This is a genomic window from Natronomonas marina (genome assembly GCF_024298905.1).
In the GTDB taxonomy this organism is placed as follows: Archaea; Halobacteriota; Halobacteria; order Halobacteriales; family Haloarculaceae; genus Natronomonas; species Natronomonas marina.
In genome coordinates, this window is record NZ_CP101154.1 from 2,545,408 (window position 1) to 2,560,577 (window position 15,170).

General features: G+C 66.1%; 12 protein-coding genes and 1 pseudogene. 9 read left to right on the forward strand and 4 right to left on the reverse strand.

Features of this window, described 5'->3' with window-relative positions:
* Nucleotides 1-81 precede the first annotated feature (81 nt).
* Genes NLF94_RS13670 through rad50 form a run of 3 tightly spaced genes read left to right on the forward strand, consistent with a single transcriptional unit; the run spans nt 82 to nt 4,489 of the window.
* The gene (locus NLF94_RS13670) at nt 82-444 is read left to right on the forward strand and encodes a DUF7966 family protein (protein ID WP_254838177.1); all 363 of its coding nucleotides are present in this window, start codon (nt 82-84) and stop codon (nt 442-444) included.
* Complete coding sequence (gene mre11, locus NLF94_RS13675) at nt 441-1,829, forward strand: DNA double-strand break repair protein Mre11 (protein WP_254838178.1); 1,389 nt, start codon at nt 441-443, stop codon at nt 1,827-1,829. Before NLF94_RS13670 ends, mre11 begins: the two co-directional genes overlap by 4 nt.
* Complete coding sequence (rad50, locus tag NLF94_RS13680) at nt 1,826-4,489, forward strand: DNA double-strand break repair ATPase Rad50 (RefSeq protein WP_254838179.1); 2,664 nt, start codon at nt 1,826-1,828, stop codon at nt 4,487-4,489. Before mre11 ends, rad50 begins: the two co-directional genes overlap by 4 nt.
* On the opposite strand, the gene NLF94_RS13685 is transcribed toward rad50, so the two are convergent.
* Genes NLF94_RS13685 through NLF94_RS13695 form a run of 3 tightly spaced genes read right to left on the reverse strand, consistent with a single transcriptional unit; the run spans nt 4,490 to nt 5,457 of the window.
* Nucleotides 4,490-4,903 (reverse strand): DUF7346 family protein, encoded by a 414-nt coding sequence (locus tag NLF94_RS13685; protein ID WP_254838180.1) that lies wholly within the window; start codon nt 4,901-4,903, stop codon nt 4,490-4,492.
* Entirely contained in the window at nt 4,900-5,241 is a 342-nt protein-coding gene (locus NLF94_RS13690) for a DUF7322 domain-containing protein (protein WP_254838181.1), read from the reverse strand. Before NLF94_RS13690 ends, NLF94_RS13685 begins: the two co-directional genes overlap by 4 nt.
* A 30-nt stretch (nt 5,242-5,271) precedes the next feature.
* Complete coding sequence (locus NLF94_RS13695; RefSeq protein WP_254838182.1) at nt 5,272-5,457, reverse strand: DUF7331 family protein; 186 nt, start codon at nt 5,455-5,457, stop codon at nt 5,272-5,274.
* A gap of 159 nt (nt 5,458-5,616) precedes the next feature.
* Between NLF94_RS13695 and NLF94_RS13700 the strand changes: the two genes are divergently transcribed.
* The 3 genes and pseudogenes from NLF94_RS13700 to NLF94_RS13710 form a co-directional block, all read left to right on the forward strand.
* Complete coding sequence (locus NLF94_RS13700; RefSeq protein WP_434085363.1) at nt 5,617-7,899, forward strand: DNA-directed DNA polymerase; 2,283 nt, start codon at nt 5,617-5,619, stop codon at nt 7,897-7,899.
* A gap of 65 nt (nt 7,900-7,964) precedes the next feature.
* Nucleotides 7,965-8,774 (forward strand): NUMOD3 domain-containing DNA-binding protein, encoded by an 810-nt coding sequence (locus tag NLF94_RS13705; RefSeq protein ID WP_254838183.1) that lies wholly within the window; start codon nt 7,965-7,967, stop codon nt 8,772-8,774.
* Nucleotides 8,775-8,805: 31 nt separating this feature from the next.
* A pseudogene (locus tag NLF94_RS13710) lies at nt 8,806-9,390 on the forward strand (hypothetical protein); the annotation flags it as partial.
* Between the two features lie 51 nt (nt 9,391-9,441).
* On the opposite strand, the gene NLF94_RS13715 reads toward NLF94_RS13710, so the two are convergent.
* Nucleotides 9,442-11,223 carry a histidine kinase N-terminal 7TM domain-containing protein gene (locus NLF94_RS13715; protein ID WP_254838184.1) on the reverse strand — a complete coding sequence of 594 codons (1,782 nt, stop codon included), beginning with the start codon at nt 11,221-11,223 and terminating at the stop codon, nt 9,442-9,444.
* 239 nt (nt 11,224-11,462) lie between these two features.
* Here NLF94_RS13715 and NLF94_RS13720 point away from each other — a divergent pair, with 239 nt between their 5' ends.
* From NLF94_RS13720 to sufD, 3 genes are read left to right on the forward strand one after another with little or no spacing between them, the layout of a single operon-like run.
* Nucleotides 11,463-12,386 (forward strand): ABC transporter ATP-binding protein, encoded by a 924-nt coding sequence (locus tag NLF94_RS13720; protein ID WP_254838185.1) that lies wholly within the window; start codon nt 11,463-11,465, stop codon nt 12,384-12,386.
* A 51-nt stretch (nt 12,387-12,437) separates the two neighbouring features.
* Complete coding sequence (gene sufB, locus NLF94_RS13725) at nt 12,438-13,862, forward strand: Fe-S cluster assembly protein SufB (RefSeq protein WP_254838187.1); 1,425 nt, start codon at nt 12,438-12,440, stop codon at nt 13,860-13,862.
* Nucleotide 13,863: 1 nt separating this feature from the next.
* Nucleotides 13,864-15,129: a Fe-S cluster assembly protein SufD gene (sufD, locus tag NLF94_RS13730; protein WP_254838188.1), complete on the forward strand. Its 1,266-nt coding sequence runs from the start codon at nt 13,864-13,866 to the stop codon at nt 15,127-15,129.
* Nucleotides 15,130-15,170 lie beyond the last annotated feature (41 nt).

The window sequence follows — 15,170 nt, forward strand, 5'->3', positions numbered from 1 at the left end:
TGGGTTGTCCCCACATGTTGGGATCGGGTCGGGCCGGCCCAGGCCGAGAGTTTATATCCGAAACCGGGACCAGGTTCGTGCGTGGTCTCGAACCAACCAGGCGACCCCGACCCGGACGACACGGAGGCCCCCGACCCGGAGGGCGTCAAGGGTTCGCTCCGGCGACTGGCCGGCGCCGACGAACGGACGGTCATCGAGCGCGCCGACGCCGCCAGGGAGGACCTCGATGCGGCCGCCCAGTTCGTCGAGACCACGGGTCTGGCGGAACTGGAGGCGGCCATCGAGACGGTCGAGGACCCCGAACTCGCAGAGCGGGGCCAGCGCGCGCTGGCGTCGTTCCGGCGGTTCCGCGCGGCGGCGGCGGGACGGCTCGACCCCGACGAACAGTTTCACCCCGGTCGCGGAACCGATTTAAGACGGGACGACGAAGCGTCGTCCCGATGACACGGGTGATTCACACCGGGGACACCCACCTCGGATACCGGCAGTACCACCTGCCGGAGCGTCGCGAGGACTTCCTCGATGCCTTCCGGCGCGTGGCGACCGACGCGATCGAGGACGACGTCGACGCCGTGGTCCACGCGGGGGACCTCTTCCACGACCGCCGGCCGGGGCTGTCGGACCTGCTGGGCGCACAGTCGGTCCTCGAGAGCCTCGACGACGCCGACATCCCGTTTCTCGCCGTCGTCGGCAACCACGAGACCAAGCGGGACGCCCAGTGGCTCGACCTCTTCGAGGCGATGGGACTGGCCACCCGCCTGGGCCAGGACCCGGTGGTCGTCGGCGACACCGCCTTCTACGGGCTGGACTTCGTCCCCCGAAACCAGCGGGCCGACCTCGACTACGAGTTCGAACCCCACGACGCCGACCACGCCGCCCTGGTCTCGCACGGTCTCTTCGAACCGCTCGTTCCGGACTACGGCAACGTCGAGTGGGACGCCGCGGAGGTGCTCGCCGAGGCGACCGTCGACTTCGACGCCTTGCTCTTGGGCGACGAACACGCCGCGACCAGAGCGGAGGTCGACGGCACCTGGGTCACCTACTGCGGGTCGACCGAGCGCACGAGCGCCAGCGAGCGCGAGGAGCGCGGCTACAACATCGTCGAGTTCGACGACGGCGTCCACGTCGCCCGGCGCGGCATCGAGACCCGGGCGTTCGTCTTCGTCGACCTCGAACTCGCCGAAGGGGAGGGCTTCGAGCGCGTCCGCGAGCGCCTCCGGGAGCACGACCTCGCCGACGCGGTCGTCACCGTCACGCTCTCGGGGGCGGGCGAGTCGGTCTCGGCGGCCCGAATCGAGAACTTCGCGGCCGAGGAGGGCGCCCTCGTGGCGCGGGTGACCGACCGCCGCGAGGTGAGCGAGGAGGCCGACCTCGACGTCGCCTTCGCCGACCCCGACGAGGCGGTCCGCGAGCGGGTCCGGGAACTCGGCCTGAGCGATGCGGCCCGCGACCTCGACGAGACCATCCGGGCCAGCAAGGTCGCCGACTCGAACGTGTCGAGCGAGGTCGAACGGCGCGTCGGGGACCTGCTCGAGGAGCCGTCCGCCTTCGAGTCGGCGCCCGCCGAGGAACCCGAGACGGTCGCGGACAGACTCGGTGACGACGGGGACGACGCGGACGACGGGCCGACGGCGGAGGACCGCGACGACCCGGCGGCTGCCGACGGCGACTCCGCCGAGCCGACGACGGACGAAAGCGAGGCGGGCGTCGGGGTCGCCGGCTCGGACGCTCCGTCTGAGGAGGGTAGCGGAACCGATGTCGAGCCCGACGTGGAGGACGATACGTCCCCGGCGGGCGACGACCAGGCCTCCATGGAGGACTACCTGTGAACTTCGAGCGCGTCCGCCTCCGGAACTTCAAGTGCTACGACGAGGCCGAACTGACGCTCCGCCCGGGGGTGACGGTCGTCCACGGCGTCAACGGCAGCGGGAAGTCGTCGCTCCTGGAGGCGTGTTTCTTCGCGCTGTACGGCGCCGACGCTGTCGAGGGGACGCTGGACGAGGTCGTCTCCAACGGCGCCGAGGAGATGGCCGTCGAACTGTGGTTCGTCCACGGCGGCGGTCAGTACCACGTCGAACGGGAGGTGAAGCTCCGGGGCGACACCGCGCAGACGACGACCTGCGTGCTGGAGACGCCGGAGGGGACCGTCGAGCAGGTCACCGACGTCGAGGCGAAGATCGCGTCGCTGCTCCGGATGGACGCCGAGGCGTTCGTCAACTGCGCGTACGTCCGGCAGGGCGAGGTGAACAAGCTCATCAACGCCTCGCCGGACGAGCGACAGGACATGATAGACGACCTGCTACAGCTGGGCAAGCTCGAGGAGTACCGCGAGCGAGCCAGCGACGCCCGGGTCGGCGTCGGGCGCGTGCGCGACGACAAGCAGGGTGCGCTCTCGCAGGTGGAATCCCAGATCGAGGCCAAGGAGGACAAGGACCTCCACGACCGGCTCAACGCCCTGCAGGCCGAACTCGCCGAGGTGGTCGACGACATCGAGGACAAGCGGCAGGACCGCGAGGATGCGAAGGCGACCCTCGAGAACGCCGAGGGCGTCGTCGAGGAGTACGAGAGCCGCCGCGAGGAGATGGACGAACTGGCGGCCGAGATAGACGACCTGGCCGAGACCATCTCGGAGACCGAAGGCGAGCGGGAGGCGCTCGGCGAGCGCATCCGGTCGCTCCGGGAGACCACCGAGTCGCTGGAGGCCGACCTCGAGGAGACCGTCGCCGAGACGGACCTCGAAGCGGCCGACCCGAATGCCGTCGAGGCCCGCATCGAGGAACTCGACGACGAGGCCGAGGCGATTCGGGAGCGAATCAAGGAGAAGAGTGTCACCGCCCAAGAGCACGCGGGGACGGCAGAAGCCAAGCGCGAGCGGGCCGAGGAATTGCGCGAGGAGGCCGAAGAGCGCCGGGCGGAAGCCGACGACCTGGAGGCGGACCTCGAAGAGGAGCGGGCGGCGCTGGCCGACCGGCGGGCGAATCTCGAGGAACTCGACGCCGAAATCGAGGAGCTTCGCGCGGCCCTGGCGGACGCGCCGGTCGACCGCGACGCGGTCGAGGAGCACCGCGATTCCGTCGAGGAGGAGCTCACCGAGGCCAGAGAGCGGGTCGCCGAACTCCGGGCGGAACTGGAGAACGCCGAGGCGACCGTCGAGGAGGCCGAGCGCCTCCTCGAGGAGGGCAAGTGCCCGGAGTGCGGCCAACCGGTGGACGGCTCCCCGCACGTCGAGACCATCGACGAGGACCGCGAGCGCGTCGCGGAACTGGAAGACGACCTCGAGGCGGCCGAAGAACGGGTCGAGGAACTGGCGGCGGAACGCGAGCGGGCCGTCGAGGTGGCCGAGACGGCGGCCGAGCTCTCGCGCCGCGAGGAGTCCCGCGAGAACGTCGCTGAGCTGATCGACCAGAAGGCCGCCACACTCGAGGAACAGGCCGACCGCGTCGAGACGCTCCGCGAGGGGGCCGAGGCCGCAGAGGAGGAAGCGGTCGAGGCCGCAGAGGAAGCCGAGGCTGCCGAGGCGAAGGCCGACGACGCGCGGGAGACCATCGGCGAACTGAACGGCGAGAAGGCGACCCTCGGCGACCGACGCGAACGACTCGAACGGGTGGCGGAACTGCTGGAGGACGTCGAGGAGAACGAATCCGAGATGGAGACCCTCCGGGAGCGCCGCGACAACAAGGCCGAACTGAACGACGAGCGCCGCGAGCGACTCGCCGAGAAGCGCGAGCGGAAGGCCGCCCTCGAAGACGAGTTCGATTCCGCCGCCCTCGAGGAGGCGAAGGAGGAAAAAGCGCGCGCGGAGGACTACCTCGAACAGGTCAAGCCGTACCTCGAGGAGAAACGCGAGGAGCGCGACGAACTCCAGGCCGATGTTGGGGCCGTCGAGAACGAAATCGAGGAGCTCGAGGCCCTGCGGGAGGAGCGCGAGGAACTGGCGGCCGTCGTCGACAGGCTGGACTCGCTGTACGACGAGGCCTACGAACTGCAACAGACCTACGCGGACCTCCGGGCGGAACTCCGCCAGCGGAACGTCGAGACCCTGGAGGCGATGCTCAACGAGACCTTCCAGCTGGTCTACCAGAACGACTCGTACGCCCGCATCGAACTCGACGGCGACTACGAACTGACCGTCTACCAGAAGGACGGCACGCCGCTGGACCCCGAACAGCTCTCGGGCGGCGAGCGGGCGCTGTTCAACCTCTCGCTGCGGTGTGCGATCTACCGGCTGCTCGCCGAGGGCATCGAGGGACAGGCGCCGACGCCGCCGCTCATCCTGGACGAACCGACGGTGTTCCTCGACTCGGGGCACGTCTCGAAGCTGGTCGAACTCATCGAGTCGATGACGGCACACGGGGTCGAGCAGATAATCGTCGTCAGCCACGACGACGAACTCGTGGAGGCGGCCGACGACCTCGTGGCGGTGCGGAAGGACCCGACGACGAACCGGTCGTCGGTCGAGCGGTCGGCGACCCTCGAGGCGCCGACCTGACTACCGGAGGCCGTCGAGTCCCTCGCGGCCGCGGTCGGTCAGCCGGTAGCCCCGCTCGCCGTCGACCTCGGTCTCGACGACCAGGCCGGCGGCCCGCAGTTCGCCGAACAACCCGTGGAGGTCCGACTCACAGAGGTCGTACCCGCCGAGGACGGCCCGGACGGACAGCGGCCCCCGCTCGTCCAACTCGACGAGGACGCCGAGCGCCCGCTCGGAGTGGACGGCGGTCACCACCTGCCGGGTCGCGTCCGGGACGCGGCGCGCGGCAGTGACGAGCGGCGACTCGCCGCTCTCGGTCAACTCCTCGTTGGGCAGGTACCGCTCCTCGCCCGTCTCGGGGTGGCGAACGAGACTGGACTCGCCGGACCGCTTGAGGAGCAGGTAGCGCTCGCCGTCGTGGTCGACGGTCCTCACGGCGGGCCACCTCCGCCCGTCCGGTCGGTCCTGAAGATGTAATAAAAGCGGGCGGCGGCGACGCCTGCAACGCAGCCGACGGCGATAGCGAGACCGCCGAGTTCCCAGTCGCCGCGGAAGTATATCAGCATCAGCCCGAGTGGGACCGCCGCCATGGCGACGTTGAGCGCGATCACCGACCCCCAGAAGGTCCGGAGGAGCACCTCGTCGACGTCGGCGTCTATCTCCGGGCCGTCGGCGGACGGGGTATCGACGGTCGGAACCTCCGGGCCGAGGCTGCTCGGGTCGAACTCCTCGGGCTCGTTCGAGTCGTCGTCCCCGTCGCTGAAGGGGTCCACGACTCCAGTCAGCCGCTCCGTGGTGAAAAGTTATGCGACCTCGTCGAGGTCGATCACGTCGGCCGCCTGCATCCACGCGAGCGGGTTCTCGGCGTCGTAGAACACCACACCCTCCTCCGTCTGGTAGGACTCCGTCGTCTCGACGGCGTCGGCAACCACCGGTTCGGGACGCTCCCCCGCACTGTCCTGCTCGGCCTTCGCATCAGGGTCGGGCATGGTGTTTCACCAACATATGGTACGATATGTCAATGTAAATCCCTTGTGGCCATGTCACGTTTCGAAACGGGGGACGTAACGGGTGTCGATTCGCTCTACCCGGCCCGACGGCGAGCGGAACACCGAGGTTTTTACCACCGAGCGCCGACGAGTGAGTCCATGGAACAGGACAGCGAGCAGGGGACCCTCGGCGCGTTCGGCGGCGGGACCGACGGGGCCGACCGGCCCGCCGGGGAGGCCGCCGCCGTCGCGGGCAACGGCGGCGACTCGACCGCCGACCTGGTCGACCTCTCCGACCGGCGGTTCCCCGACGCCGACGGCCACTTCGAGCTTTCCGTCACGCAGGTCGACTACACCATCGAGGGGAGCGGCGATGACGAACACCCCGTCCTGCACGTCTTCGGTCGGACGGCCGACCGCGACCCGGCTCACGTCCGCGTCTACGACTTCCGGCCGTACTTCTACACGCCCGTCTCGGAACTGGAGCTCGCGGTCGACGCCGAGGAGCCGCTCGAGGCGCAGGACATCGTCGACTCCCGCCTCGACCACGACCGGCTCACCGGCGTCGAGACCTACGGCGACCGGTCGGACGAGGTCCCCGAGGGCCGCGAACCGAGCGAAGTGGTCGTCTACGAGTCCATCCGGGGCGAGGACCTCCTGAAGGTGTTTGGCCAGACGCCCCGCGACGTCGGGGAGTTACGGGACCGGTTCGACCACTACGAGGCGGACATCCTCTTCCCGAACCGGCTGCTCATCGACAAGGACATCAACAGCGGCGTCCGGGTGCCCGCCCGGGAACTCGAGGACGGCAGCCTGAAGGTACACCACACCGAACTCGAGGCGGTCGAGTGCTCCGTCGAACCGCGGGTCCACACGCTGGACATCGAGGTCGACGACCGTCACGGCTTCCCGGAGGACGGCGAGCAGACGATCATCTGTCTGACCGCCCACGACTCCTACCGCGACGAGTACGTCGTCTGGCTCTACGAGTCCCCCGAGGGCGTCCCCGGTCCCGAGGCCATCGAGGAGTACGACCCCATCGGCGAGGGCCCGGTCGACGTCGAGGTGCGGGGCTTCGGCGACGAGACCGCGATGCTGTCCGACTACCTCGAGTACGTCGACGACACCGACCCGGACGTGCTGACCGGCTGGAACTTCGACGACTTCGACGCACCCTACCTCATCGCGCGCATCGACCGGCTGGCGGGGCGTGACGACGACCTCGACTCGGACCGCCTCTCTCGGGTCGACGAGGTGTGGGATTCGGGCTGGGGCGGCCCGGACGTGAAGGGCCGGGTCGTCTTCGACCTGCTCTACGCCTACCAGCGGACGCAGTTCTCCGAACTCGACTCCTACCGCCTCGACGCCGTCGGCGAGGAGGAACTCGGCGTCGGCAAGGAGCGCTACCCGGGCGACATCGGCGACCTCTGGGAGGACGACCCCGAGCGCCTGCTGGAGTACAACCTCCGGGACGTCGAACTCTGCGTCGAACTGGACCGCAAGCAGAACATCGTCCCGTTCTGGCGGGAGGTCGCCGCCTTCGTCGGCTGCAAACTCGAGGACGCCACCACCCCCGGCGACGCCGTCGACATGTACGTCCTCCACAAGATTCACGGCGAGTTCGCGCTGCCCTCGAAGGGCGCCCAGGAGAGCGAGGCGTACGAGGGCGGCGCCGTCTTCGACCCCATCTCCGGGGTCAAGGAGATGGTAAGTGTATTTGATCTAAAAAGTCTATATCCGATGTGCATGGTGACCATCAACGCCTCCCCGGAGACGAAGGTCGACCCCGACACCTACGACGGGGACACCTACGTCGCGCCCAATGGCACCCACTTCCGGAAGGAACCGGACGGTGTCATCCGGGAGATGGTCGACGAACTGCTGGAGGAGCGGGAGCAAAAGAAATCCTTGCGGAACGAAAACGAGCCCGGGACCCAGGCATACGAACTCTACGACAGGCAGCAATCAGCTGTCAAAGTTATTATGAATTCGCTCTACGGTGTGCTTGGATGGGATCGATTCAGGCTCTACGACAAGGAGATGGGTGCTGCCGTAACCGCAACAGGCAGAGAGGTTATTCGGTTCACCAAGGGGATAGTCAACGAGAGCGGATACGAGGTGATATACGGGGACACCGATTCTGTCATGTTAGAGATAAGTTCGGCCGACATCGACGACGTAGAGACCACGGCCGAACAGCTCGAGGCCCTTCAGGAGCGGTATCCAGACATGGAAGACGAAGAGGTCGAGTCGCTCCTTGCCACGGTGGAGGTCGGATTCGAACTCGAAGAACGCATCAACGACTCGTATGACAGCTTCGCAGATGACGAGCTGGGGGCAGCAGAACACCGGTTCGAAATCGAGTTCGAAAAGCTCTATCGTCGGTTCTTCCAGGCCGGCAAGAAAAAGCGGTACGCGGGTTCGAAGATATGGATGGGGTGAGACGGATGGCTGGTTTCACCTGTCCCGTGGAGAACTGCTCGAAAGAGCTATCGAGATTACAGGTGATGCATTTCAGATCGGCCCACGACTGCGAACCGTCCGAGTGGGTGGAGAACCGACACGGGACCGAAATCGCCGACAGGTACGAATCCGGAGACGGGTCGTACGTAATAGCCGCCGACTACGGGTGGCTGTCCCCGGACATGGTTTGTGAAATCGTGGATACCAGAACGCCTGAGGCGGCGCTAAACGGGAGTTTCAACCCCATGAAACGTGACAAGGTGGTAACGGAGTTCACCGGTGACGAAAACCCGGCCAAGCGACCCGAAGTCCGGGAAAAGATCAGTTCGGCGTTGACCGGACATACCCAGAGCGAGGAGACGAAGCGAAAGATATCCCGGAAGAACAGTGGGAACGAGATATCCGACGAACACAGACGGAAGCTATCCGAGGCTGCGTCGAATCGAGATACCTCGTATATGCAGACCGACGCGTACAGCCGGGCACTCTCCGAGGCGCTGGAAGGCAGGGAGCCGACCTATCCGGAACCGTACGAGGTCTCAGAGCTATCCCACCCGGTCCGGTCCAGTTGGGAGGAGGACGTAGCCACCTTACTGACCACCAACGACGTGGCGTACGAGTACGAACCGGAGTTCACCCTCTCCGTCGGGTCGTACTACCCCGACTTCGTCGTCGACGATTGCGTCATCGAGGTCAAGGGGTTTGCGACCGAACGGTCGGTGCGGAAGGCGAAGGCATTTATGAGAGAGTGTTCCAACCACCTTTACGTAGCTATCGGCGATGAAATTCCCTGTGACGTGCACGTACCGTGGGACGAGAGGGAGAAAGTACTGGAGGTCGTGAGCGATGACTGAACAGTTACGAGGGACGTTTCTCTCTCCACCGGAAATAGACATCACGGGCTTCGAGTACAAGCGCTCGGACATCGCACCGATCACGAAGGAGGTCCAGCGGGAGGTGCTGGAGATGATCGTGACCGGCGCCGACCGCGAGGACATCAAGTCCTACGTCCACGACGTCATCGAGCGGGTGCGGGCGGGCGACGTGAGCCTGGAGGAGATCGGGATTCCGGGCGGCATCGGGAAGAAACTCGACAACTACGACACCGACACGGCCCAGGTCCGAGGTGCGAAGTACGCGAATCTCCTCTTAGGAACGAACTTCGCCAGCGGATCGAAGCCCAAGCGGCTCTACCTGGAAAAGGTCCACCCAGAGTTCTTCCGCGAGGTGGAGACCGAGCGGGGGCTGGACCCGGCCGAGGACGCGCTGTACGGCGAGTTCAAACGGGACCCCGACGTCATCTGCTTCGAGTTCGACGACCAGGTGCCCGAGGCCTTCGAGATCGACTACGACAAGATGCTGGACAAGACGCTGAAGGGGCCGATAGCGCGGGTGCTGGAGGCGCTGGACATCTCCTGGGACGAGGTCAAGAGCGGCCAGGAGCAGACGGGACTGGGGAACTTCGTATGACCTCCTCCCCGCCGTGAACGGCGGGACTCTCTCGCTGTTGAAAGGTAGGCGTTACCGGGAGGCCGGACGCGGTGCCTCGTCGTCGGCGGTACCCTCGCCGAAGACGAAGCCGCCGATCTTGACGAGTTCGCCGGAGTCGCCGGAGAGCCCATCGACGTCGGTGTCGGCCTCCTCGACGCCGGTGAACTGGAACTTGGCGCCGCCGGCCTGGCTCTTGCCGATCTCGACGTCCCAGCCGTGGGCGTCGGCGGTCCGGGAGACGATGGCGAGTCCGAGACCGGTGGCGTGGTCCGTGCTGGTGAAGCCGTGGTCGAAGACCTCCTCGCGGAGGTGCGGCGGGATGCCGGGGCCGTCGTCCTCGACGTAAAACCCCTCGGTGAGGTCGCCCACGCGGACGGTCACGCCGCGGGGGCCGTGCTCGACGGCGTTCTGGAAGAGGTTCTCCAGCGCCTGCCGGAGGCGGCCGGGGTCGGCACGGACCGTCCGGCCGGTGTCGACGGTGTCCCAGGCGCGGTCACAGAGCCGTGCGAGGTTGACCGGTTCGTGGTCGACGGTGGCCTCGGACTGCCTGGCGAGTTCGAGGACGTCCTCGGTGATGTCGTCCATGCGGTCGATGGCCTCCTGCATGCGGTCGTAGTCCGGCGACTCACCCGACTTCCGGACCTTCTCGAGTTCCGCGTCGGCGACCGACAGGGGGTTCCGCAGGTCGTGGGAGACGATGCTGGCGAAGCGGTCGAGCTTCTCGTTTTGTCGCTCGAGTTCTCGGGTTCGTTCCTGAAGCGTCTGCTGACGGCGGCGCTGTTCGGTCACGTCGTGGATCAGGACGACCCGACCGATGGGCTGGTCGCGGCCGTCGTACACTGCAGAGGTGTCGACGTCGTAGTAGCGGCGCTCGCCCTCTCTGACGACGGTAACGGTCTCGTCGCCACCGACCCCGTCGTCGGTCTCGACCAGGGCGGCCGACGCCTCCGTCAGTTCCTGGATGGTCCGGCCGATGGCCTCGTCGGGAGCAATACCGAAAAGTCCCGCACCGGCCTCGTTGGCGTCGAGAACTCGACTCTCGGTGTCGACGACCAGATAGCCGCTGTCGATGTGCTCGATGGCGGTGCTGCGGGCGACGGGGACGACGTCGAGCAGGCGGAACCAGTAGAACTGCGCGAAGAAGGCGACGGCGGTGACGGTGAAGCCGAACGCCGTCAGGTCGATGGGCGAGAAGCCGGCGAGGTAGATGCCGTTCATCGCCCACGGAACCGCCAGCGCGACGATGAGCCCGCCGGTCTGTCGCCGGTAGGTCCCGGTCCGCTGGAGGAACTCCGAGACGTACATACCCATCGCACCGAGCAACAGGACGTACGAGTAGACGGCGTTGACGAAGAACCACGGGCCGTACTGGACGTCGATGACGGTCGCCGAGCCGACCCGTGCGGTCTCGAACCCGGCGTAGACCAGTCCGTCCAGCAAGCCGCTCGTCACGAAGTAATCGCCCCACGCCAGCACGTTCGTGGCTGCCAGGATCATCCCCAGGCCGGCGATCGATCCCCGAGAGAGCCACTTGCTGCGACCGGTGTACTCCAGGGCGTGCAACAGGACGGCGAGCACGACGAGCGTCGACCCGAGGAACCTGACGTTGTGCCAGAGCAACTTCGAGGCCGGGTCGGTCACGGCGAGCTTGACGGCGTCGGCGCCCGCCCAGATGAACGTGGCCACCAGAATAGCGAGCAGCTGCGTCGCCGTCCGCTTGTTCTGGTTTCCGTACACGGCCGCCGCCAGCACCGCCGACACGACGGCCGCGAGCGCCAGCGGTACGACGTACATCGAGAACTGAAGTGGCATGGGCTATTCCGTGCTGAACCCCACCGGTAATAAAACCAACCCCAGGCAAAAGCGGAGTTTCAAGACTTCTGCGCCCTATTTACGAGACACGAATGTATAAAAAACACTGGACATACCTGGTCGGCATCGGTGTGGCATCTTTTCACATGGGAAAATAATTTTTCGAATCACAAACCCAAATCACCACGAACCCGAAACCATTATGGCCGTCACGCCCCCACCAATTGGTAGACACGACTATGGCTACACTCGAAATCAGTGACCTACACGCGGAAGTCGCCGAGGAGGGCGGCGAAACCATCCTCCAGGGCGTAAACCTCGAGGTCAGTTCCGGCGAGATTCACGCTCTGATGGGTCCGAACGGCTCCGGGAAGTCCACGATGGCGAAGGTAATCGCCGGCCACCCGGCCTACGAGGTGACCGGGGGCGACGTCCTGCTCCACATCGACCCCGACGAGTTCGAGGGCGTCGACATCGACGACGACCAGACGACGTGGGACCTGCTGGAACTGGAGCCCAACGAACGGGCGGCGCTGGGCATCTTCCTCGGCTTCCAGTATCCCGCCGAAATCGAGGGCGTTACGATGGTGAACTTCCTGCGGACGGCGCTCAACGCCAAACTCGAGGAGCGCGAGGAGCTCTTCGAGGACGAGGACGAAGAGACCGCCGACGGAGGGGACACCAACGAGGACGCCGCCGGATACGACACCTCCCCGATGGAGGGCCCCGCCGACGAGGGCGACGTCGGCGTCGCCGAGTTCCAGGAGATCCTCGCCGAGAAGATGGAACTGCTCGACATGGACGAGAAGTTCGCCCAGCGGTACCTCAACGCCGGCTTCTCCGGCGGCGAGAAGAAGCAGAACGAGGTGCTGCAGGCGGCCATCCTCGAACCGTCCATTGCGGTGCTGGACGAAATCGACTCGGGGCTGGACATCGACCGCCTCCAGGACGTCTCGAAGGGAATCAACGCCCTCCGTGACGAGCAGGGGTCGGGCGTCCTCCAGATCACGCACTACCAGCGGATCCTCGACTACGTCGAGCCTGACCACGTCCATGTGATGATCGATGGCGAGATCGCAAAGAGCGGCGGCCCGGAGCTCGCAGAACAGCTCGAGGACAAGGGCTACGACTGGGTCCGCGAGGAAGTCTACGAGGCCGCGTAACCGTATTCGGTTACGCACAAGATAATAAGCATACAAACGTAACTTACAACCATGAGTTCAGAGGACCTACAGGACACCGACACCGAAGCCCGATTCGAGTTCAAGAAGAAGGAAAGCTCCGCGTTCCAGGCCGAGAAGGGGCTCACCGAGGAGACCATCCGGGTCATCTCGGAGGACAAGGACGAACCCGAGTGGATGCTCCAGCGGCGTCTCCGCGCCTTAGAGCAGTTCCAGGAGATGCCGATGCCGGACGACTGGCCCGGCGCGCCCGACCTCTCGGAGGTCGACGTCGACGAGATCGTCCCCTACATCCGGCCGGACATCGAGACCCGCGGCGGCGCCGAAAACTGGGAGGACCTCCCCGAGGAGATTCAGGACACCTTCGACAAACTGGGCATCCCCGAGGCCGAGAAGAACGCCCTCTCGGGCGTCGGCGCCCAGTACGAGTCGGAGATCGTCTACCAGAACATGAAGGAACAGTGGGAGGAGAAGGGCGTCATCTTCTGTGACATGGACAAGGCCGTCCAGGAACACGAGGAACTCGTCCGCGAGTACTTCATGACGAAGGCGGTCCCCCCGAGCGACAACAAGTTCGCGGCGCTGCACGGCGCCATCTGGTCGGGCGGGTCGTTCGTCTACGTCCCCGAGGACACGACGGTCAACATGCCCGTCCAGGCGTACTTCCGGATGAACAGCGACGGGATGGGCCAGTTCGAGCACACGCTCATCATCGCCGAGCCGAACTCGGAGGTTCACTACATCGAGGGCTGTTCGGCGCCGAAGTACTCGGCGTTCAACCTCCACTCCGGCGGCGTCGAGGTGTTCGTCAAGGAGGGCGCCCACGTCCAGTACTCGACCGTCCAGAACTGGTCGAAGAACACCTACAACCTCAACACCAAGCGCGCCATCGCCGAGGCCGACGCTACGATGGAGTGGGTCTCCGGCTCGATGGGGTCGAAGGCGACGATGCTGTACCCCTCGACCATCCTGAAGGGCCCCGGTGCGACCGACAACCACATCACCATCGCCTTCGCCGGCGAGGGCCAGGACATCGACACCGGCGCGAAGGTCTACCACAACGCGCCGAACACGAAGTCCACCATCGAGTCCAAGTCCATCGCCAAGGACGGCGGCCGGACCAACTACCGCGGCCTCGTCCACATCGCCGACGGCGCTACTGACTCCTCGACGGCCGTCGAGTGTGACGCCCTGATGTTCGACAACGAGTCGACCTCCGACACCATGCCGTACATGGAGATCGAGGAGTCGAAGGTCGACGTCGCCCACGAGGCGACCGTCGGCAAGATCGGCGACGAGGACGTCTTCTACCTCCAGTCGCGGGGGCTGGACGACGACGACGCAAAGCAGATGATCGTCTCGGGCTTCATCGAGCCGATCACGGAGGAGTTGCCCATCGAGTACGCCGTGGAACTGAACCGCCTCATCGAGCTCGAGATGGAGGGCTCGCTCGGATAACATGAGCACGCAGGTACACGCCGCGATCGACGAAGCCACCGTCCGCCAGATCAGCGACGACCTCGACGAGCCCGAGTGGCTGCTGGAGACCCGCCTCGAGGCGCTTTCGGCGCTCGACGACGTCGACTTCCCGGACGTCATCAAGACGCCCGGCCGGAAGTGGACTGACCTCGAGGGGCTCGACTACGACGCCCTGGTCGACCCGCTGTCGGCCGCCGAGTCCAAGGACCAGGTCGGGCCGGCCGACGCCGAGGTCCTGCCGTTCGCCGAGGCCGTCGCCGAACACGAGGAGTTGCTCCGCGAGCACTTCGGCAGCGTCGTCGCCCCCGAGACCAACTACCTGACGGCGCTGTCGACGGCGCTCTTCACGACCGGGACGGTCGTCTACGTTCCCGAGGGCGTCGACGCCGAGGACGTCACCGTCCGCACGGAGATGAACTCCCGGTCGCTGTTCAACTACACCCTGGTCGTCGCCGAGGAGTCCTCGTCGGTGACCATCCTCGAACGGCAGGAGACGGGCGAGGACAGCGTTGCGCCGACGGCGCAACGAGATGAAGGCGGCGAAGCCGCCGGAATGGACGGCGACCGCTACTACAGCGGCATCACCGAAATCGTCGCCGGCGAGAACAGCTACGTCCAGTTCGGCAACCTCCAGGACGTCGACGAGTCCACGTACGTCTACAGTCGCCGCGAGGCCGCCGTCGACACCTACGGGACGGTCAACTGGATCGAGTGCAATCTCGGCTCGCGGCTGACGAAGTCCTCCGTCGAGAGCCACCTCGACGGCGACTCCTCGGAGACGAAAATCGTCGGCGCCTTCTACGGCCACGACGACCAGCACTTCGACGTGAACGCCCGCGTGTGGCACAACGCCGAGCACACCACGGCCGACCTCGTCACCCGGGGCGTGGTCGACGACCACGCCCGCTCGGTCTACGAGGGCGTCCAGCACGTCGGCCGCGAGGCGTGGGACACGAACTCCTACCAGCGGGAGAACACGCTAATGCTGAGCGACGAGAGCGAGGCCGACGCCGCGCCGAAGCTCATCATCAACAACCACGACACCGAGGCGTCTCACAGCGCCACCGTCGGGCAGGTCAGCGCCGAGGACATGTTCTACATGACCTCCCGTGCCGTCGACGAGCGGACCGCCAGGAACATGCTCGTCGAGGGGTTCTACGTCCCCGTCTTCGAGGAGATCGAGGTCGAGGAACTCCGCGATGACCTCCGGAGCCGCATCCAGGACCGCCTGCAGGCACGGGCTTGACATCCTCCCACGGCTAAAGCCGTGGGATTCCCACGTTGGGA